The organism is Apibacter raozihei (genome assembly GCF_004014855.1).
GTDB lineage: Bacteria > Bacteroidota > Bacteroidia > Flavobacteriales > Weeksellaceae > Apibacter > Apibacter raozihei.
The window spans coordinates 1-20,102 of record NZ_CP034930.1; the positions used below are offsets into that span (position 1 = coordinate 1).

Genomic DNA, 20,102 nt, shown 5'->3' on the forward strand with positions numbered 1-20,102 from the left:
ATGTCAGAAACTGCGATTTCCACATGGGAAGCTTGTCTTCAATTTATACGGGATAACATCTCCGAAAAATCGTATTTAACGTGGTTTCAACCAATCCGTGCAATTAAATTACAAGATAAGGTTCTTACTATACAAGTACCTAGTAAATTTTACTATGAATACCTTGAAGAAAATTATATAAAAATAATTAAAAGTGCCCTTACCAAAAATCTGGGTAAGGAAGCTAAGCTGGTTTACTCTATAATGATGGAAAAAAGCCAGCAGACAGAAACTCCTTATACCGTTAATATTCCAAGCTCACAGAAAGCTCAAATTAAAGTTCAGGAGGTCGATGCTCCCCTTTATGTTGAAAGAGGTGTTAAAAATCCTTTTATTATTCCGGGCTTGCAAAAGATGAAAGTTGACAGCCAACTAAACAACAACTATACTTTTGACAATTTTATCGAGGGGGACTCTAACCGCTTAGCTCGTTCAGCTGGGAAACAAATAGCCAAAAGACCCGGAGGTACATCTTTTAATCCTTTATTTATATATAGCAGCGTTGGTTTAGGTAAGACTCATTTAGCTCATGCCATCGGCTTAGAAGTTAAAAGAATACAACCTGAAAAAACTGTTCTGTATGTTTCCATGGAAAAATTCGGACAGCAATTTCAGGAAGCTACAAAGTCTAACAATCGAAATGATTTTATTCATTTTTACCAAATGATTGACGTACTGATAGTCGATGATATTCATTTTATTTCGGGCAAAAAAGGAACTCAGGAAGTTTTCTTCCATATATTCAATCATCTGCATCAAAGTGGAAAACAAATCATTTTAACTTCAGATAAATCACCTGTAGATATTCAGGATGTTGAACAACGATTGATCTCTCGTTTTAAATGGGGACTTTCAACTGAAATTCAAACTCCGGACTATGAAACCCGTTTGTCTATACTAAAACAAAAAATGGAGTATGATGGTATTGAATTATCTGAAGATGTACTTGATTATATAGCTAAAAATATTAAGACCAATATAAGAGAGCTTGAGGGCTCGCTTAATTCTATTATAGCTCAGGCAACTTTTAATAAGAAAGAAATTACTTTGGAATTAGTAGAAAAAACTCTTTCCAATCTAATAACTAATTCCAAAAAAGATATAACTATAGATTACATTCAAAAACTGGTGTGCGATTATTTTAAATTGTCTATTGATACATTACAATCAAAAACAAGAAAACGAGATATAGTACAAGCCCGTCAGCTTGCGATGTATTTTGCGAAAAAATATACAAATGCTTCACTTTCTTCTATAGGTGATCAAATTGGTAAAAGAGACCATGCTACAGTTCTACACGCCTGCAAAACTGTTGACAATTTATTTGAAACAGATAAATTATTTAAATCGTATGTTGAAGACTTAAATAAGAAAATAACTTCTGATATATGAAAATATTAATGGTTTGTTTAGGGAACATCTGCCGTTCTCCCATGGCTGAAGGAATTTTAAAATCTAAGCTTCCTGAAAATTTTGAAGTAGATAGTGCGGGTATTGCTGATTATCATGTTAATGATAAACCTGATAAAAGGGCAATTGAAATTTGTAAAAAAAATAATATTGATATTTCTCATAGCAGGGGTAGACAGTTTGTAGTTTCAGATTTTGATAAGTTCGATCACATATACGTAATGGATCATGCTAATAATAGCGATATACTCTTCAAGGCAAGAAAAGAATCTGATAAGAAAAAAGTAAAACTTATTATGTCTGAATTTGAAGATAAGGAAAAATCCAGAAAAAGTATTCCGGATCCTTATTATGGAGATATGCTTGATTTTGAAAGAGTGTTTCAACAACTAGATGAAGTTTGTACTATAATTGCTGAAAAACTCTTAAAAAACCAATAATTTAATTTTTTTATTAACCATTGATTGCTTCTACGGCTTCTACTTCATTAGGTAACATTTCTTTAAGAAGACTTTCTATTCCGTTTTTTAAAGTTATTGTAGAGGAAGGACATCCGCTACATGCTCCCTGAAGCACCATATGAGCTGTTTTGGTTTCTTCATCAAAAGATATAAGATCTATATTCCCACCGTCTCCGGATACAGCAGGTAAAACATATTCATCTAAAATTTCTTTAATTTTCTTTTCAATATCAGTAAACTCCTTATTAGCAGTTGCTACAGGTTTAAATGTTGAAAAATTTTTGATTGTGCTAATCTCTTTTCCTTCTCTGAAGTATTCTGAAAGATTATATCTGATTTCCATTGATATATCCTCCCAATCAGTATCGGGTGTCTTTGTGATTGATACAAAATTATCTGAAATAAATACTTCTTTTACATACGGAAATTTAAACAGGTATTGAGCTAAAGGAACTTCAGAAGCTTCATCTGGATTTTTTATCTCAATAATGCCTTCTATAAGTATTTTGTTAGTTACAAATTTTCGTACCGTGTTATTTGGAGTCATTTCAACATATACTGATACCGGCGCTGTCTGCGTTTTTAAAACTACTGAAGGATTCGCTAATAGTTCATCGGCAATTAATTCCTTAATTTCGTCTGAAACCATCTCCCACTCTACCATATCATTTTTTTGAATAGCAATAAAATTCGCTGTAATAAAAATATGAGTAATAAATGGAAGTTGTAACAGCTCCTGTGCTAATGGAATATCTGCTGCTTGCGATAAATCTGAAATTTCATAGCTTCCCTCTACTAATGTTCTTGGAACTACAAACTTTATTATATTTTTATTAGGTGTATTTTCTACTTTTATATCCATTCCTTTTTAATTATTTAACAAAAATACATAACTTGCGCCAACTTTAGAACTTTATGCAATAACATTAACATATGGCTTTATTAAAAAAATTGTTAGACAAAGCTCCTTCTATGGGCAAAGACTGCTTTCTAGCTGAAACTTGTGTTATCATCGGTGATGTTATTATGGGAGATCAGTGCTCTATATGGTACAATGCCGTTATCAGGGGAGATGTCAATCATATCAGAATGGGTAATAAAGTTAATATCCAGGATAATGCTATGATACATTGCACATATCAGAAGTATCCCACATATATAGGTAACAATGTTTCGGTTGGACATAACGCTATCGTTCACGGATGTACAATTCATGACAATGTATTAATCGGTATGGGGTCTATAGTTATGGATAATGTAGTAGTTGAAAGTAATTCCATTGTAGCTGCCGGTGCTATTGTAACTCAAGGTAAACTGGTAAAATCAGGAGAAATTTGGGGAGGAATACCCGCAAAAAAAATTGGAGAGGTTTCTGAAAATTTACAAGAGGGTGAAATAAAAAGAATAGCTAATAATTATATAAAATACAGTAATTGGTATCGTGTACATGAGGAAGATGAAGATGAAAATGGTATATAAAACTTCATATAATTGAATACCCAAAAACTTGTTTTATCGTTTTGGGTATCCAAATTTTTCTTTACTACTTTCTTTTAGTTATTGTATGTAGTACTTCTCCCTTACTGTTAATGAAATATAATTTTAATTCATCTGCGTCTGCAGAAACTAACGAAAACCCTGCATCAGGACTACAAAATACAGTGCCTTCTATAGCTTTTACTTTTCTGCTTTTAGATGCTGAGGTGTTTACAACGTAATCTATATCTGTTCCTTTTAGCTTTATATGCTGAAAATTATGTATATGTCCAGATACATACATATCTACTTTATACTTTCTAAGTATTGGATCCACTCGCTTTTGCATATCTGCTCTTTCTTCATCATCTTTAGGGGTTTGCGCATATATAGGGTGATGTCCTATCACCAGTTTCCACTTTTCTTTTGATGTTTTTAGAGTATTTTCCAGCCATTCTGTTTGTTTTTCAATACTTTGATTAACTGCATCTGGATATTTTTCTGTTTCCTTCCTGTATTTATCTATCAACGGAGTGGTATCCAGATAAATAATACGAATAGATTCATTATTATTTAATGTATACACTTGCGTATAATATCTGGCTGGCATTACCCATCTGCGACTCACCTTAGTGTAATCAAGAACGGCCTGTGTATTTCCTCTATATTCATGATTTCCTAGCAATGGATACCATTGAATCATCAGCTCCGGATGTGAATAAATTAATTCGTAATTGGTCATCCATAAAGGATCATTTATACTGGCCACGCCATCAAAATGATGAACATCTCCGGGAGCTGAAATAAATTCAATATTTATATTTTCAGCCATTTGTCCCATTAATTCTGCAATGGGTTTTTGCTCATAATATCCATTTCTACCTAAATCATTTGCTATGTAAAAATTAAAATGTTTTTTTGTTTGTTCTTCCAGATTTTGTTGTCCAAAACAAAATTGAATCGATACTAAAAGTATCAGCAGGCTTTTTACTTGTTTTTTTATGTTCATTTTGATTATATTTTAAAAATCATATTTAACTCCGAAATTATATGAAGCTTTATAATATTCTAATTGCTGTACTCTGGATTTAATTCCCTGATAGTATCTTAAGGGCTGGTTAGTTAAATTATTTGCTTCTATAAAGATTCTGAATTTTGGGGTGACCTTAAATGTAGCATTCGCATCTACAAACATTTGCTGATCGTAATAACTGTCGTTAAAATCATCAGCTCCCAAAACATCAAGATAATCTGAGGTGTAATTTAAGGAAACCCGAGCAGAAAAACGTTTATTTTCCCATGAAAGTGAAGCATTTACCATATGTGGTGCTGAGCCGGGTAATTGCATATCTTTTCTTTCGATTCCATCACTATTCGTTATCCCTTTGGCTTGTGAATGTGTGTAGGTATAATTTAGATATACATTGAAATTTCTTAAAAATTCCGTAGGTAAAAAATCAAGTTTTCTCTGCACCGAAATTTCTACACCATAAACATCAACACTTTTTCCATTTCTTGATAGAGTATAAACCCAGCTTTCATCCGTAGGAACCGGATTAGTTACTCCGGGATAATCATTTGAAAAATTGTCAGACGTATAGTTTATATTTCTGTATTTATATATAAAATCCTTAAGGTTTTTATAAAAAAATCCTGCTGAGATGATACCTACAGATTTAAAGTAGTATTCTCCCATAAAGTCAAAATTATATGAATACGTAGCTTTCAAATCAGGGTTTCCTACAGATATGCTCATATCAGATGAAGATATATTGGTATAAGGTACCAAATCGTAATAATTTGGTCTGGCTAAAGCTGTGGTAAAAGCAGAACGTAATACAAATTTTTTATTAACTTCGTATTTCATATTCACACTTGGTAAAATATTTAAATACGAATTATCTTTTTTTACTTTTTGTGCATCTAAATCTCCACTAATAACATAATTCCCGGTATAATCGATATGAGTATTTTCTGCTCTTACCCCTATTATAAACAACAATTTATCGGTAATATTTTGATCGTACCTTAAATAACCTGCTATAATTTGTTCTTTTGCTTTATAATTTTTAGATAGATATTCATCTGGTTTTAATGCGGAGCTATATAATGCCGGATCATACAATTGGAGGTTTCCCAAATACTCTTTCGAAGCAAACATTCCCGGTACATATTTTGAGCCTGGATTAAAGTTATTTCCATCCCAAAAATGTGTAGATATACCCGATAAGTTTTCCATAGCGTTAATTGGCGTATAAGTATAAAAAATGTTGTTTCTTTCTTTGTCTTTAAACCTTCCTTTCATTCCTACTCTTAATCTTCCTTTCTGACCTGAAACTATGGATAATGGAACCCGAATGTTTATCTTGGCAGAATATTCTTCTTCTGATGTATAATTTCTGTTTTCAGTTAAGGTTCTAAACTTCATTTTATCCATATTCTCATCGACAGAACTTATATAAGGATAATGAGAATCGGTCAAATCTTCATCAATTGTAACTCCTTTTTGTTGAAAATCAATATATCTTTCATTAGGTCTTTCTTCACTCGCTTTTGAATAACTAATTCCCCAATCTAAATCTAATTTATCAGATATTAAATGCTGTCCTTTAATAGCATAATTTTGAATTCGCTGGTCCTCTAAACGGGTATTCTTATTTCTGTCGTTGTTGATTCCTCCTTTGGTTTCACGCCTTATATCGCCCGTAAATCCTTTTATTGTACCATCCGCATTGTATTGTGGTTTTATACTTCTATATCTGGTTCTGTATCTGTTTTCTCTGTCATCTCTCCAATTATACATAATATCTGCTGATATTCTGTTATTATTATTAAATTTATAATCCAGCGAAGAGGAAAAGCTTCTTCTTACCCTTTCAACATCGTATTTCCTTATATCAAATTGCGAAACATATTCCTGACTATTATTGGCTTTTGACCAAGTAGATTCAATATTATCGGAGCCGTAATTTTTTTGTTGATAAGAACCGCTGACTACTACTCCCAGTTTGTTTGAAAAAAATCTGTTTCCATAAATAAGAGAAGCTGAATGGGTTGATTTTTCCCTTATGGGCATATAACCTCCGGACAATGTTAAAGATATACGTTGCTTATTAGGCACTGCCCGAGTAACCAAATCAACGCTACCTCCTATAGCATCGGCATCCATATCGGGGGTAAGAGTCTTATTAACTTCTATAGTTGATATCATATCGGCAGGAATTAAATCCATTTGCACATTACGGTTATCTCCTTCTGCTGAGGGTATTCTTCCTCCGTTCAGAGTTACTGAATTAAGTTCTGGTGCCAATCCTCTGATAATTATATTTCGTGCTTCACCCTGATCATTCTGCATGGTTATTCCGGGAACTCTTTTCAAGGCATCTCCTATATTAGAATCAGGAAACCTTCCAACCTGATCGGATGATATAACATTACTGATGTTAGAATTATTTTTTTGTTGGTTTAACGCCTTAGCCTGACCTTTTAGCTGATCACCTAATATGACCACTTTCCCTAGCTCGGAAGTATCATCCGATAGTTCAATAAAAAATTCTTCATTCTTACCACTTTGTACTGTGATTTGTTTATTCCAATTTTTGTATCCTAAATAGGTAACAATGAGCTGGTAACTTCCTTCCGGAACATTTAAGAATTCGAAATATCCGTTATCATCTGAAATAGTATAACGACTGTCATCAGAAAGAACTAATTTTGCTCCCGGCAAGGCAAATTTCCCGCTTTGATCCGTTACTTTTCCTGAAATAATACCTCCAGCCTGTGCATTCATAATTACAAAGAACAATTTAAAAAAAAGAGAAGCTATTAATTTGTTTTTCATTCAACTGATTTTAATGTTTTATTCGGCGGTAAAAGTATTCCGGATATGTTTCATTATTGTTTAAAATATGTTAAGATTGAGCTACATATAATTTACTGTTTTAATTATCTGTGCTTTAATCTAACCATTATTACGATTGTTTACTTATACTAAAATTCCTACCTTTGATCTTTGAAAAAGATTATATTGTTATCAATAATTTATATCTTTTTTAACTTTAATTAAAATTAGAATTATCTGATTTTTATAATTCAGTAAATAACAAGTTATATGATTAAAAACATTTTGGTAGTTGGTACTGGTGGAGCTATGGGAACCATTTTACGATACCTTATCAGTGTGTATACTTCTAAACATTATAGTGGAGATTTTCCCATTGCTACTTTTTTTATTAATATAACAGGATGTATGTTAATCGGATTGTTTGTGGGACTTGCTGAAAGAAATCAGCTTATGAATGGTGAAATGAGACTTTTTCTTATTACCGGTTTCTGTGGAGGATATACAACATTTTCTACATTTTCATTAGAAAATCAACAATTGATGCAACAAGGTAATCAGTTTATTTTGTATGCATACCTACTTTCAAGCATAATTGTAGGGATTGCAGCAGTATATATTGGAGGATATTTATCCCGAATCTAAAATATTGGTTAATTAGATAAAGAATACATCTGAATTATTTAACAGGTTTTATTGTTATTAATATTAATTTGAGTATTTATGCAATACTTCTTTTTTATCATTCAGAATTTGAAATTCCAAATATTTAAAACTATCGCGAGGAATAATTTTAATCCAACGTTTATATTTAAAAAACCATTCGTTTCTTATGCTTTTTAGTCCTTTAGTAAGATAAGCGGCTACAAAGGGATGAACATGAAGATAGATTCTTCCTTTCTGGCTAGTAATAATATTACTAATATTCTCCTGAATCCTGTCTATCAGTACTATTGGTGATTCTATCTTTCCATTAGGATTGGGGTTATCTTCAGTAGTATTTAGTTGTTTTTGCGGACGTACTCTTTGGCGGGTAACCTGTATTAAACCAAATTTGCTTGGTGGCAATATTTTGTGTTTAGCTTTATCATCTTTCATCACTTCTTTCAGATACTCATAAAGTTCTTTTTTATGTTGTGATGAAATCAGATCTATAAAGTCTATAACAATTATTCCTCCAATATCACGCAATCTTAATTGTCTTGCTATTTCAGCAGCTGCAAGCTTATTTACATGTAGAGCTGCATCTTCCTGCGTTTTCTGATTAGCTGTAACGTTTCCGGAATTTACATCAATAACATGCATTGCTTCTGTATGCTCAATAATGAGATATGCACCTTTAGACTGATGAATATTTACATGTTTTCCAAATAGTTGCTTTATCTGCTTATCAATATTATAATATTCAAATATGGGAATATGAGAATCGTAATATTTGACAAGTTTAGATTTTTCAGGAGCTATTACACTTAAATAATCCTGCATTTCCTGTGCAAGGTTTTCATCATCACAGGTAATACTAATGAAATCTTCATTGAAATTATCCCTGAGAATAGAAGAAGCTTTATCTAGTTCTCCAAGAATCTTAACCGGTGGTTTTCCTTTTTTAATATTCCTATAACATACAGAGTTCCATTTATTTAACAGATAACGAAGATCGGACTGTAATTCTTCTGCTGTTTTTCCCTCCGCTACAGTTCGGATAATAAGGCCAAAACCTGAAGGTCTGATTTGATCTCCTACTTTTCTTAAACGGTCTTTCTCTTCAGAGGTAGAAATGTTTCTGGATATAGAAGTTTTAGAAGCAAAAGGTATTAATACCAAATATCTTCCTGCTAACGAAATTTCGGAAGAAATACGTGGTCCTTTAGTGGATATAGGTTCCTTAGTAATTTGAACCAAAATTTCCTGATTGGGAGCTAATACGTTTTGTATTAGTCCATCTTTATTAATATCTTCCTCAAAAGAAAAAGAAGTAAGCTTCGGAGTATTAATTTTTCCGGCAGAAACTCCTTTAATATACTTTAATGAAGATTTCACCTGAGGCCCTAAATCATGATAATGTAGAAATGCGTCTTTAGGATAACCTATATTAACAAAGCAGGCATTAAGACTGGGAGCTAATTTTTTAACTTTCCCCAATATAATGTCTCCTACTGTAAAATTGCTTCCTACTTCATCTTCATGTAATTCCTGAATCCTTCCTCCTTCTAAAATGACAATTTTTACTTTTCCTTCTTCGTATGATACTACTAATTCCTTACTCATTTTTCATCTTCTATATTAACCTTCTAAATTCCTTAATTTGAACAAAAACATTCTTTACCGTTTTATTTCATTTAAAAATCTGGTAAAGAATGCTTAATATTTTTAAGTTTTTTAAAACTTGTTTTTTGTATGTGAAGAAAATTATCTGTTTTTCTTTTTATGACGATTTAATCTTCTTCTTTTCTTTCTCTTGTGAGTCGCCACTTTATGACGTTTTCTTTTTTTTCCGCTTGGCATATTTTTTCTAATTTATTATTAATTAATTATTTATTTAACCTTTACGTTAGATTTTACGTTTTCTACAAAAGATTTAGCCGGTTTAAAAGCAGGTACGTTATGAGCCGGAATTTTAATTGTGGTATTTTTAGATATATTTCGTCCCGTTTTAGCTGCTCTCTTTTTAATTAAGAATGTTCCGAAACCTCTTAAATAAACATTATCACCTTTAGTCATGGCAGTTTTAACCTCATCCATAAATACTTCAACGACCTTCTGGGTCTCAGCTTTTTCAAGCCCAAGTTTATTTGAAATCGAGTTTACGATATCCGCTTTTGTCATACGTGTAAATATTATTTTCTATTATACTTTTATTGAATTTTGAGATTGCAAATATAATACTATTTTTGAAAAGAAAAATTTATAAACATTTAAAAGTGTGAATTTTATTAAACTCTTAGAAAACTGGTACAAAATAAATAAACGTGATTTACCCTGGAGGGAAACATTGGATCCTTATAATATATGGATTTCAGAAATAATTTTTCAACAGACCCGTATAAATCAGGGATATAACTACTACCTGAACTTTATAAGCAAATTTCCTACTCTTGATAATCTTGCAAAAGCTACAGAGGATGAGGTTTTGCAGTCCTGGCAAGGTTTAGGTTATTATTCCCGTGCCCATAATCTTCACTTTTCAGCGAAATACATTTGTTCGGAATTGAGAGGTAGATTCCCTTCTACTTTTGCTGATATTCTTACTCTTAAAGGTGTAGGAAAATATACGGCTGCAGCTATTGCTTCAATTTCTTTTCATGAAAAAGTTCCTGCCATTGACGGAAATGCATTTCGTGTATATTCCAGATTATTTAATTGTAATAAAGATATAAGTAAAGCATCCACTTTTACTTATTTTTTTAATTTAATGACTCCTTTAATGCCTGAGAACCCAGGAGATTTTAATCAGGCTATCATGGATCTGGGCTCCTTAATTTGTACCCCTACGAATCCCTCTTGTCCGAAATGTCCCGTCCAAACGGAATGTTTAGCACATAAAAATAACACCCAATCTACACTTCCGGTAAAAACTTCAACCTTAAAAATTAAAGACGAATCTATTCATTATGCTTACTTTAACTGTGCTGGGAAATTTTTACTAAAAAAAAGAGATAATAAATCTATATGGAAAGGATTGTATGAATTTCCTCTGTTTATAGATGAGTATAAAAAGGAATACGAAATTATTAACACAGAGAAACTTCATCATAAACTTAGTCACAGGAACTTATCCATATCCATATCCGAATTTAGCATAAAAGAAAAGGCTCTTTATGATATTGCAAATAAAATTCAAGCAATAGTTTTAACTAAAAAAGAATTAAAAAGTTATGCTATGCCAAAGCCTCTGGAAATTTTTTTACAATATAATTAATATTTTTATTACTTTTGCTTTATAATGAGAACAATTAGACAAGTAAAATGAGTACATCTGTTAATAAGGTCATTTTAGTAGGTAACTTAGGTACTGACGTTAAATCGCATAGATTTAGTGATGGTAATGTAGTTGTAAATTTTCCGGTTGCCACTTCTGAAAGCTACATGAACAAAGAAACCGGAGAAAAAGTAGATGTTACTGACTGGCACAATATAACAGCTCGAAATAAGTTGGCAGAACTTTGTGAAAAATTTCTAAAAAAAGGAAGTAAAGTGTATATTGAAGGTAAACTGAAAACCAGGAAGTTTGAAGATAACGGTATAACTAAACATATTACTGAAGTTATTGCTGATAATATTTTATTCTTATCTAACCTTCTGGGCAAACAATCTGAAGGTGAAAACGAAGAAGACAATCATTCTGAATTTTAATTTGCTAAAATAAAGTAATTGAAACTTAATTTTTTATTATATGGATGACCCTGAGCCCACGAGTTTATTGTTAACCATTTTCCCACAAATTCCTGCTCAATTATATATAATTACGGGAATCTTATTTTTATTGCTTTTTTTAATTTTTATATCCGCAGGATCTGAAATTGCTTTTCTATCTTTGTCTCAAAAAGAACTTGAAAAATACAAGGCAGAATTTTCAGCTCAAGTAGATGCTATACTTAAAATCAAAAACAATCCACAAAAACTCTTATTTACATTATTAATATTTAACACGCTGATATATGTAGGAATATTATTTTCTTACACTCAAATCAGCCAGGTACTGATATCTGTTTTTCATTACTCGCAATCAGTAAAAATCACTACGGATCTTATTATTCTTACTTTTTTAATTGTATTATTTGGCGAGCTTGTACCTAAGTTTTATGCAAGAAGGAATGCTTTTGCCTATAGTTGTAAATTTATTGGTTTTATAAACACTATAAGTTTTATTCTAAGTCCTGTCACTTTATTATTTATTAAAGCTTCAAAAATTCCCAACAAATTTATAAAAAATGACAATCTTATAGGAGTTGATAACCTTACTAAAGCATTGGAAATAGCTTCGGAGGATAAGAACACTTCTATAGCTGAACAGAAAATTCTTGAAGGAATTGTAAATTTCGGTACTATTGAAACACGGCAGGTAATGACTCCGCGAGTAGATGTTTTTTCTTTGCAAAAGGATTTAAAATTTACAGAAGTGGTGGAACAGGTATCTCAAAACGGTTATTCAAGAATTCCCGTATATAATAAAGATATTGATGATATCATAGGAATTCTTTATGCAAAGGATTTAATTCAGTATCTTAACACAGAAAATTTAGAATGGAACAACCTTTTGAAAAAGCCATATTTTATACCTGAAAATAAAAAAATCGATGATTTACTTTCCGATTTTAAAAATCGTAAAATGCATTTAGCTGTTGTTGTTGATGAATACGGTGGGACTTCAGGTATTGTTAGCCTTGAAGATGTTATAGAGGAAATAGTAGGAGAAATAAATGATGAATTTGATGATGAAAGCATTGTTTACTCTCAAATAGATTTAAATATTTATGTTTTTGAAGGAAAAACATCAGTTATAGATTTTTGTAAAGTGATGGATATCGATGAAAAAATTTTCGATGAAGTAATTGGTGATGCTGATACATTGGCTGGTCTTGTTTTAGAAATTGCAGAAGAATTTCCTAAAAAATTAAAACGTATTTATTTTAAAAATTTTATTTTTCAGGTTGAATCTTTAGATAGAAAAAGACTGAAACAAATTAAAATAACCCGATTAGATAATCTTGTGAAAAGTGATGCTTAGCAATAATAACAGAAAATATTACATACCATTCTTTCTTTTTTTCATCTTCTTTTATGGATGTAAAAAAGAAGAGTATATTCCTAAACCGGAAGGACAGGTAAGATTGGAGTACCCTACTCCCAACTATCAGCTATTCAGCCCGGAAAATTGCCCCTTTGAATTTGAGTATTCAACGTTAGCTAAAATTCAGGACAGAAATAAAAATTGCTGGTATAATATTAATTATCCGAAAATGAAAGGTACCGTATATTTAACTTATTCGCCGGTAACCCATAATATATATGATTTAATAAAAGAAGCTCAAAAGCTTGTTAACGAACATAAAATAAAGGCTAATTCTGTTAAAGTAAAGTCTTTTATGTATCCGGAAAAGAAAGTTTACGGAAATATTTACAGACTCGGGGGAGAAACTGCCTCTAACATACAATTTTATGTAACTGATAGTACCCGGAATTTTCTTTCCGGAAATGTTTACTTTAAAGTTCAGCCCAAACCGGACTCTTTGCAGCCCGCTATAGAATACATTGAAAAAGACGTAATACGAATGATAGAAACCACTACCTGGAAATAAAGTTATGGAAATAATAATACTTTTACTTTTAACACTGATTAACGGATTTTTTGCAGTCTCGGAAATTGCATTGGTGTCCGTAAAAAAACAAAAATTAGAAAATAAAGCCAAAAAGGGAAATAAGAAAGCACAAACAGTTCTAAAACTCTTGGAGAATCCTGAGGATTTTTTATCTTCTATACAAGTGGGAATAACACTTATAGGAATTGTATCCGGTGCCTATGGTGGAGCTACTTTGGTAAAATATCTGGAACCTGTATTTAACTCATTTTCCTTTACAGCAGGATACTCATTTCAGCTGGCCTATTTTGTAGTTATTGCTGCAATTACCTATATATCAATAGTTTTTGGTGAGTTAATCCCAAAAACTTTCGGACTAAAACAACCTGAAAAAATTGCACTTATTGTAGCTCCTATTATTAAAGTTTTTTCAATTTTAGTATACCCGTTTGTTAAAATTTTATCTTTTTCGACCTTCATTTTTAATAAAACATTTAAAATTTCTGAAGGCGAAGGTGAAAAAATATCTGAGGATGAGCTTATTTACATGCTTAAAACTGCTAGTTTACAGGGAGTTTTAGAAAAGGAAGAAAGTGAACTTCATCAGAATGTATTTGTTTTTTCTGAACAAAAAGCGAAAAGTTTAATGACCCATAGAAAAAAGGTTGAATGGATAAATTTACAAGATCCTGCGGATGTGATTGAAGAGCAAATGAAAAATAGTAACTTTACGAAGTTTCCTGCTTGCGACGGAAATCTGGATGAAGCAAACGGATATATTGCTATTAAAGATTTTTATGAAAATTTCAATTCACCAGATTTTAACATTCATTCTATTGTTAAGAAACCTATTTTTATTCCTGAAAATATGCATTCTGTAGATATTTTACAGGAATTCAGAAAAAATAAACAGCATATAGGTTTTGTTGTTGATGAATACGGTTCTTTTCAGGGTATAATTACGATTCAAGATATGATTGAAGGTATTATCGGAGATATGCCGGAAAGTGAAGAGGAAGATGATGAAATTGTTCAAAGAACTGATGGTAGTTTTCTTATAAACGGAAACACGAGTATACGAGATTTAAACTCATACTTCGATGAAACCATTATAGAAATAAATGATGATGAATATGTCACTCTAGCCGGATTTATAATTTATCAAATGGAATATATTCCTGAAATAGCAGAAAAGCTTGATTATAATGATTTTTCTTTTGAAATTGTTGATAAGGACGCAAATCGTATTGATAAAGTTTTAATGACACGAATTGAGGACAAGCCTATACCGGAAGAATAAGATATTATGATTTATACCTTATATTGTTCTATTTTTTTGATTTTTATAGCTTTATCTTTTAGATTATATAAAATATTACTAAAGGCTACCGACATCATGAAATATATGTTTTATACTATATTTTATGTTGTCGGTATACTTATAACCTTTCAGGTAGTCGAAAAAATCGTTAATAACCTGTTTGTTCCTACCAAAAAGGAAACCGGATTTATGCTTCTGGTTTATCTTCTAACAACTATGATAGGATTTATAAGTGTAGCTATAATTACTATAAAAAAACTGAAAAAAAAATAATTTATTCTACCTTACTTAATTTTATGTAATAGTTATCATCTACATAAAATTCGGAATTTTTCAATTTTTCAGATATTTTCTTTTGCTTCCATTGTCCTGAAGGTTTTAACTCTCCAAAAGATGTTTTTACTTTATAAGAAAATCCGGTAACGACATGATTCCATCGATAGAATATATAATTATTTTTAAAATAATACTCTAAAACCGGAATATCTACTGTTCTCAGATATTGATCAAAAAATTTTGAAAAATTTATTCCTGATTTTGCAGATATATAATCTTCAATCTGTCTGGATGAAACAGTCTGATGATAAAACTCTTTATTTAGTCCTCTAAGAATATTTCTGAAAATTTTATCATTGTCTATTATATGCCTTAGTGTATGTATGACATTAGCGCCCTTTGCATACATATCAACACTCCCTTCTTTATTAACCCCGTAAATACCTATGATAGGTTTGTCATTGAGTATTGAGGCTCTTTGTCCTATTACATATTTATCAGCCAATTCTTTACCATAATGATACTCAGTAAAAAGTGTTTCTGAATAGGTTGTAAAGGCTTCATGTATCCACATATCTGCCACATCAATATTAGTTATATTATTACCAAACCATTCATGTCCAGATTCATGTATAATTATAAAATCCCATTTTAAACCTACTCCTGTACCACTTATGTCCCCTCCTTTGTAACCGTTTTTATAATCATTGCCATAAGCTATTGCGCTCTGATGCTCCATTCCTAAATGTGGAGACTCAACAATTTTATATCCATCTTCATAAAAAGGATACGGTCCAAACCAATATTCTAATGCCTGAAGCATTTGCTTAACCTGAACAAATTGTTTTTGTGCTTTTTCCAAATTATAGGATAATACCCAATAATCTAAGCTCAATACACCCTTTTCTCCTTGATATGTGTCTTTAAAATTCACGTAATCTCCTATATAAGGTACTATATTATAGGAATTAATAGGATTTTGAACTTTCCATGTAAAAATTTCTTTTAGCTCCCTATCTGAACCAAAATTAACTTCAAACTGATTTACAAATTTACCATTGGCTATTCCTTTCAAATTACGATCAGTAACAATTGAAATTTCCATTCCTTCCTCCGGTTCATCTCCAAGATAATCTTTACATGGATACCATAAACTGGCTCCTATCCCCTGACAAGCGACTGTCATCCAAGGGAGACCATTCTTATCTTTAGTAAAAATCCACCCTCCATCCCAGGGAGCATTTTGTGCTATATGTGGTTTTCCACTAAATTGTATAATTATTTCATTATTGAAAGAATTGTTCTTAAAATACTTTTTTAAATCTAAAAAATAAAAATTCCCTTCTTTTCTGAAAGAAATCGTATCTTGATTAGCTGTGAGTACATATCTAATTTGCATAGGCTCCTGCAAATCTAGTTGCATAACGGATACTGTTTTTATATCAAATTTAATCCGGTTGGTACCTGCTAGAGATTGTTCGGAAAAATCAGGTACTATGCTTAAGGTATATTTTTTCACATTCCACCAATCTCTGAATGATGTATTACTTCCTCTCAACGTATCTTGATGCGTAAGCTTTTCAATCGAAGTAAAAAGTTGTCCATTGAGCATGAATGAAGTCAGCAAAAGAATAAAACAGATTTTTTTCATACTCAAATGTATAAAATAGTAACTTTACTTAAATATAAAAAAACAAAAAACTTATGTCGTTAATCTATAGTTTTGCAAATGATTATAGTGAAGGTTGCCATCCTTCAATACTTGAAAATTTAACCGTAAGTAATTATCAACAATTTAGTGGATATGGTGAGGATCCTTATACCTTAGAATCTTCAGAAATAATCAGAAACAAAATAAACAATTCCAAAGCTGATGTTCATTTAATAGCTGGTGGAACCTTGACAAACTTACTAGTACTTGGCGCAATATTAAAACCTTTTGAATCTGTTATATCAGCTGAATCCGGACATATTAACACTCATGAAGCAGGAGCCATTGAAGCCACAGGGCACAAAATTGAAACTGTACTTACAACTGATGGTAAACTTTCTCCGGAACTTATCCTTCCGGTATTAAATAAATTTCCTCCTTATCATACGGTAAAACCTAAAGTTGTTTATATTTCTAATTCTACTGAACTGGGTACTATATACAAAAAGAATGAACTTATTAAGCTTTATGAATTCTGCCTTGAAAACAATTTATTGCTTTATTTGGATGGTGCCAGACTTGCTTCAGGGATGGCTGCTTCTTCGAATGACTTAACCCTTGAAGATATAGCAAAATATACTGACATTTTTTACCTGGGAGCCACTAAATGCGGAGGGCTTATTGGGGAAGCACTCATAATTACTCACAACGATTTAAAAACAGATTTTAAATATCATATTAAACAAAGAGGTGCTATGCTAGCTAAGGGAAGATTATTGGGTATTCAGTTTTATTCTTTGCTTAAAGATGACTTAATATTTAAAATTGCTCATCATTCAAACCTGATGGCAGTAAAACTTACCTCTGCTTTTAAAGACAAGAATTTTTCTTTTTTAACAGAATCGCACACCAATCAGATTTTCCCTATTTTACCTAACTCATTAATCAACAAACTTCAAAATAAATTCAATTTTTTCATTTGGCAACCTTTAAATACCGATAAATCTGTTATAAGGCTTATTACATCATGGGCTACTTCTGAAAAAGCAGTTGATGAATTTATAAATGAAATTTCTGATTTTAAATTATAATGATATATTAATCAGATAAAATTCTGAAAAATAAATAGCTTATGACCAATACTCAAAACTTATTTAAAACTAAATGCTTCAGATTTAAATAAAAAAAAGTAATTAATGATTTATATAATAAGAATAAGTTTACTCTTTCATTTAATAAACTTACTGTTTTCCTGCAATAAACAGAAGGAGCAAAAAAATATAGTCCCAAAATTAGATTTCGTAATTAGTGACTCTTTAAATAAACTAATTTTTCAGGAAATGAATGAGTTTTCTAAACATACCAATTATAAATTAATTAAGTTAAAATACCAAAAAAAAGCAAATATTGACTATATATTAGTTTCAACTTCTGGTGATTATATACAAGATTCTATTTTATACTGTCAAAAAATAAATAATAAACTAGTTTTTGTTTATAAAAGCAGCAATCCTGGGATAAATAAGATTTTTTACTTAAAAGCAACCAGTGATACAATACCAAAAGGCTTTGAAAAATATAAATATACTGTTCCACTTATTTATGATCCTTTTTATAAAATATTCAAAGTTTTAAAAAAAGATTCTATAGTTCCTTACAATGAGAAATTTGAGGATAGTTTATTTATATCTCTAGAAATACCTATATTTTACAAATAATGAATTAATAAAAATTTTGTGTACGGGTTATAAAATTAAATCTTTATGATAAATAAGTTTTATAAGTACAAATACAACGGAAAAGAACTACAGGAAGAGCTTGGGCTCAATATCTATGACTATGGAACACGTAACTACGACCCGGCTATAGGTCGTTGTTTTACTGTTAACCCGCCATTGGAGCAAATGAGAAGACATTCGCCTTATAATTACGCCTTCAACAACCCTGTCTATTTTATTGATCCCGATGGGATGATGCCTATAGACAATCATTTTAATAAACTAGGTCAATATCTATATACAGATAAAAAAATAACTAGTAATATAGTAATAGATGGAACTTTTGAAAGCTCGGAAACTTTAAATCAAAAAAGGGAAACAGGTACATATTTCCCTATATCCGAAATAGAATTAAAAGATTATACTTTTGATTCTCAAGCTTCTTTTGCAATGTTAGACAATATAGCACAGCACTATGCTCCGGAAGCGGGTGTTAATGTATCAGAATTACTCAATGGTAAATTTTCCGTAGGGGCTTTAAAAGAAAGTAAATTTGAGGGAGGGCGTTCCTATGGTGTAAAAAAATCCTATAATGAAGGAAAAAGTTGGGGAATATCGTCATCCGGTTCTACCTCTATTATGCTTACCAATACAGATAAAAAACAAATTACCATTAATGTATTTAATGGAAAAGTAGACAATATACTCAACGATAAATACAACTTTATCAGCGTCTTAGGACATGAAGGAGGAACTAAAGGGCATTTAGGTAATCCAAAAGCCAGTCATTCGAAAATATATAGTGATCAGAAAAAACAATCTTTATATCCTAAAACAACATCTGAATTTAAAAAACATATTGAAGATAATATCAAATATTATGGGAAAAAATAAAATAAAAATAGTTTACATTTTTGTATTTACGATAATTACAATGTTATTTTTTAATTGTAAAAATAAATCTCTCCAAATTAAAATTGGAAATCAAGAGCCTTGGTACGATTCTATAAATAAAAAGGATAGTTTATTTACCATAAAGTTATTTACTACCTTAAGTTTTAAAAATGAGAATGAAACGGCATTTACTCTGGAAAGAAAAGATTACAATAATTTCTTTATAATTTTCAAAAAGGATACATTTGCTTTAGTTCCTGAAATAAATTATGCAAAAAAGGTAGTTGAAAAGGGAGATAGTATTTCTATAGTATATTTAACAGATCTATATCATAAGGAAAAGGACTTTGATAATCCTGCCTTTTTGAAAGAGATTGAAAACTGTCCAATTAAACAATATAACAATCAGGAAAAAATTGAAAAATCTTCTGAATACGAGATTCAGTCTAGAATAAGTTTATGGAATGCTCCTCCCACTCCAAATACTATTGATTGATTTTATATAATAAGAAGAATTATAAACAAAGTTAAGATAGAATATTTATGATTACGGGGCAAGGAATTATGATCCGGTTATCGGTAGGTGGTTTACTGTTGACCCATTAGCCGAACAAATGAGAAGACATTCACCTTACAATTATGTGTTTAATAAGTTTTTAATAATGGTAGTTCAAAAATATATCAAAATCTATATGAATTGTTAACAGCTATATCTT

At 30.9% G+C, this 20,102-nt stretch carries 20 protein-coding genes; 14 read left to right on the top strand and 6 right to left on the bottom strand.

Going from position 1 to position 20,102, the window contains the following annotated elements; all coding sequences use genetic code 11:
• Nucleotides 1-1,431: a chromosomal replication initiator protein DnaA gene (gene dnaA, locus EOV51_RS00005; protein WP_128148574.1), complete on the top strand. Its 1,431-nt coding sequence runs from the start codon at nucleotides 1-3 to the stop codon at nucleotides 1,429-1,431.
• Nucleotides 1,428-1,889: a low molecular weight protein-tyrosine-phosphatase gene (locus EOV51_RS00010; RefSeq protein ID WP_228427647.1), complete on the top strand. Its 462-nt coding sequence runs from the start codon at nucleotides 1,428-1,430 to the stop codon at nucleotides 1,887-1,889. The genes dnaA and EOV51_RS00010 overlap by 4 nt, the downstream gene beginning before the upstream one ends.
• Before the next feature lie 13 nt (nucleotides 1,890-1,902).
• On the opposite strand, the gene EOV51_RS00015 is transcribed toward EOV51_RS00010, so the two are convergent.
• Nucleotides 1,903-2,772 (bottom strand): NifU family protein, encoded by an 870-nt coding sequence (locus tag EOV51_RS00015; protein WP_128148576.1) that lies wholly within the window; start codon nucleotides 2,770-2,772, stop codon nucleotides 1,903-1,905.
• Between the two features lie 71 nt (nucleotides 2,773-2,843).
• Between EOV51_RS00015 and EOV51_RS00020 the strand changes: the two genes are divergently transcribed.
• On the top strand, nucleotides 2,844-3,389 hold the full coding sequence (locus tag EOV51_RS00020) for a gamma carbonic anhydrase family protein (protein WP_128148578.1): 546 nt from the start codon (nucleotides 2,844-2,846) through the stop codon (nucleotides 3,387-3,389).
• Between the two features lie 64 nt (nucleotides 3,390-3,453).
• On the opposite strand, the gene EOV51_RS00025 is transcribed toward EOV51_RS00020, so the two are convergent.
• Together EOV51_RS00025 and EOV51_RS00030 are read right to left on the bottom strand one after the other, a co-directional pair.
• The gene (locus tag EOV51_RS00025) at nucleotides 3,454-4,395 is read right to left on the bottom strand and encodes a metallophosphoesterase (RefSeq protein WP_128148580.1); all 942 of its coding nucleotides are present in this window, start codon (nucleotides 4,393-4,395) and stop codon (nucleotides 3,454-3,456) included.
• Nucleotides 4,396-4,407: 12 nt separating this feature from the next.
• Nucleotides 4,408-7,227, bottom strand: a complete 2,820-nt coding sequence (locus EOV51_RS00030; RefSeq protein WP_128148582.1) for a TonB-dependent receptor — start codon at nucleotides 7,225-7,227, stop codon at nucleotides 4,408-4,410.
• 270 nt (nucleotides 7,228-7,497) lie between these two features.
• Here EOV51_RS00030 and crcB point away from each other — a divergent pair, with 270 nt between their 5' ends.
• Nucleotides 7,498-7,872 (top strand): fluoride efflux transporter CrcB, encoded by a 375-nt coding sequence (gene crcB / locus EOV51_RS00035; protein WP_128148584.1) that lies wholly within the window; start codon nucleotides 7,498-7,500, stop codon nucleotides 7,870-7,872.
• 63 nt (nucleotides 7,873-7,935) lie between these two features.
• Here crcB and EOV51_RS00040 read toward each other — a convergent pair whose 3' ends face one another.
• Entirely contained in the window at nucleotides 7,936-9,495 is a 1,560-nt protein-coding gene (locus EOV51_RS00040; RefSeq protein WP_128148586.1) for an Rne/Rng family ribonuclease, read from the bottom strand.
• Between the two features lie 267 nt (nucleotides 9,496-9,762).
• Nucleotides 9,763-10,053 (bottom strand): HU family DNA-binding protein, encoded by a 291-nt coding sequence (locus EOV51_RS00045; RefSeq protein ID WP_128148588.1) that lies wholly within the window; start codon nucleotides 10,051-10,053, stop codon nucleotides 9,763-9,765.
• Between the two features lie 97 nt (nucleotides 10,054-10,150).
• Between EOV51_RS00045 and mutY the strand changes: the two genes are divergently transcribed.
• From mutY to EOV51_RS00075, 6 genes are all read left to right on the top strand, one after another.
• Nucleotides 10,151-11,146, top strand: a complete 996-nt coding sequence (mutY, locus tag EOV51_RS00050; RefSeq protein ID WP_128148591.1) for an A/G-specific adenine glycosylase — start codon at nucleotides 10,151-10,153, stop codon at nucleotides 11,144-11,146.
• A 47-nt stretch (nucleotides 11,147-11,193) separates the two neighbouring features.
• Nucleotides 11,194-11,580, top strand: coding sequence for a single-stranded DNA-binding protein (locus EOV51_RS00055; RefSeq protein WP_128148593.1), 387 nt, complete (start codon nucleotides 11,194-11,196; stop codon nucleotides 11,578-11,580).
• Between the two features lie 40 nt (nucleotides 11,581-11,620).
• Nucleotides 11,621-12,955, top strand: a complete 1,335-nt coding sequence (gene gldE / locus EOV51_RS00060) for a gliding motility-associated protein GldE (protein WP_128148596.1) — start codon at nucleotides 11,621-11,623, stop codon at nucleotides 12,953-12,955.
• The gene (gldD, locus tag EOV51_RS00065; RefSeq protein ID WP_128148598.1) at nucleotides 12,948-13,526 is read left to right on the top strand and encodes a gliding motility lipoprotein GldD; all 579 of its coding nucleotides are present in this window, start codon (nucleotides 12,948-12,950) and stop codon (nucleotides 13,524-13,526) included. Before gldE ends, gldD begins: the two co-directional genes overlap by 8 nt.
• Before the next feature lie 4 nt (nucleotides 13,527-13,530).
• Entirely contained in the window at nucleotides 13,531-14,826 is a 1,296-nt protein-coding gene (locus EOV51_RS00070; RefSeq protein WP_128148600.1) for a hemolysin family protein, read from the top strand.
• A gap of 96 nt (nucleotides 14,827-14,922) precedes the next feature.
• Nucleotides 14,923-15,120 (top strand): hypothetical protein, encoded by a 198-nt coding sequence (locus tag EOV51_RS00075; RefSeq protein ID WP_128148602.1) that lies wholly within the window; start codon nucleotides 14,923-14,925, stop codon nucleotides 15,118-15,120.
• 1 nt (nucleotide 15,121) lies between these two features.
• On the opposite strand, the gene EOV51_RS00080 is transcribed toward EOV51_RS00075, so the two are convergent.
• Nucleotides 15,122-16,774, bottom strand: coding sequence for a M1 family metallopeptidase (locus EOV51_RS00080; protein WP_128148604.1), 1,653 nt, complete (start codon nucleotides 16,772-16,774; stop codon nucleotides 15,122-15,124).
• Nucleotides 16,775-16,827: 53 nt separating this feature from the next.
• Between EOV51_RS00080 and EOV51_RS00085 the strand changes: the two genes are divergently transcribed.
• From EOV51_RS00085 to EOV51_RS14925, 4 genes are all read left to right on the top strand, one after another.
• Nucleotides 16,828-17,865, top strand: a complete 1,038-nt coding sequence (locus tag EOV51_RS00085; RefSeq protein WP_128148606.1) for a threonine aldolase family protein — start codon at nucleotides 16,828-16,830, stop codon at nucleotides 17,863-17,865.
• Nucleotides 17,866-18,537: 672 nt separating this feature from the next.
• Entirely contained in the window at nucleotides 18,538-19,386 is an 849-nt protein-coding gene (locus tag EOV51_RS14565; RefSeq protein ID WP_164875212.1) for an RHS repeat-associated core domain-containing protein, read from the top strand.
• 40 nt (nucleotides 19,387-19,426) lie between these two features.
• Complete coding sequence (locus EOV51_RS14570; protein WP_228427648.1) at nucleotides 19,427-19,882, top strand: hypothetical protein; 456 nt, start codon at nucleotides 19,427-19,429, stop codon at nucleotides 19,880-19,882.
• 43 nt (nucleotides 19,883-19,925) lie between these two features.
• Nucleotides 19,926-20,090, top strand: coding sequence for an RHS repeat-associated core domain-containing protein (locus EOV51_RS14925; RefSeq protein WP_394343673.1), 165 nt, complete (start codon nucleotides 19,926-19,928; stop codon nucleotides 20,088-20,090).
• Nucleotides 20,091-20,102: the final 12 nt, after the last annotated feature.

Excerpts from the sequence above, each read along its gene's own strand:
- dnaA (WP_128148574.1), top strand. The coding sequence starts at position 1 with ATGTCAGAAACTGCGATTTCCACATGGGAAGCTTGTCTTCAATTTATA.
- EOV51_RS00010 (WP_228427647.1), top strand. The coding sequence starts at position 1,428 with ATGAAAATATTAATGGTTTGTTTAGGGAACATCTGCCGTTCTCCCATG.
- EOV51_RS00015 (WP_128148576.1), bottom strand. The coding sequence starts at position 2,772 with ATGGATATAAAAGTAGAAAATACACCTAATAAAAATATAATAAAGTTT.
- EOV51_RS00020 (WP_128148578.1), top strand. The coding sequence starts at position 2,844 with ATGGCTTTATTAAAAAAATTGTTAGACAAAGCTCCTTCTATGGGCAAA.
- EOV51_RS00025 (WP_128148580.1), bottom strand. The coding sequence starts at position 4,395 with ATGAACATAAAAAAACAAGTAAAAAGCCTGCTGATACTTTTAGTATCG.
- EOV51_RS00030 (WP_128148582.1), bottom strand. The coding sequence starts at position 7,227 with ATGAAAAACAAATTAATAGCTTCTCTTTTTTTTAAATTGTTCTTTGTA.
- crcB (WP_128148584.1), top strand. The coding sequence starts at position 7,498 with ATGATTAAAAACATTTTGGTAGTTGGTACTGGTGGAGCTATGGGAACC.
- EOV51_RS00040 (WP_128148586.1), bottom strand. The coding sequence starts at position 9,495 with ATGAGTAAGGAATTAGTAGTATCATACGAAGAAGGAAAAGTAAAAATT.
- EOV51_RS00045 (WP_128148588.1), bottom strand. The coding sequence starts at position 10,053 with ATGACAAAAGCGGATATCGTAAACTCGATTTCAAATAAACTTGGGCTT.
- EOV51_RS00055 (WP_128148593.1), top strand. The coding sequence starts at position 11,194 with ATGAGTACATCTGTTAATAAGGTCATTTTAGTAGGTAACTTAGGTACT.
- gldE (WP_128148596.1), top strand. The coding sequence starts at position 11,621 with ATGGATGACCCTGAGCCCACGAGTTTATTGTTAACCATTTTCCCACAA.
- gldD (WP_128148598.1), top strand. The coding sequence starts at position 12,948 with ATGCTTAGCAATAATAACAGAAAATATTACATACCATTCTTTCTTTTT.
- EOV51_RS00070 (WP_128148600.1), top strand. The coding sequence starts at position 13,531 with ATGGAAATAATAATACTTTTACTTTTAACACTGATTAACGGATTTTTT.
- EOV51_RS00075 (WP_128148602.1), top strand. The coding sequence starts at position 14,923 with ATGAAATATATGTTTTATACTATATTTTATGTTGTCGGTATACTTATA.
- EOV51_RS00080 (WP_128148604.1), bottom strand. The coding sequence starts at position 16,774 with ATGAAAAAAATCTGTTTTATTCTTTTGCTGACTTCATTCATGCTCAAT.
- EOV51_RS00085 (WP_128148606.1), top strand. The coding sequence starts at position 16,828 with ATGTCGTTAATCTATAGTTTTGCAAATGATTATAGTGAAGGTTGCCAT.
- EOV51_RS14565 (WP_164875212.1), top strand. The coding sequence starts at position 18,538 with ATGATAAATAAGTTTTATAAGTACAAATACAACGGAAAAGAACTACAG.
- EOV51_RS14570 (WP_228427648.1), top strand. The coding sequence starts at position 19,427 with ATGTTATTTTTTAATTGTAAAAATAAATCTCTCCAAATTAAAATTGGA.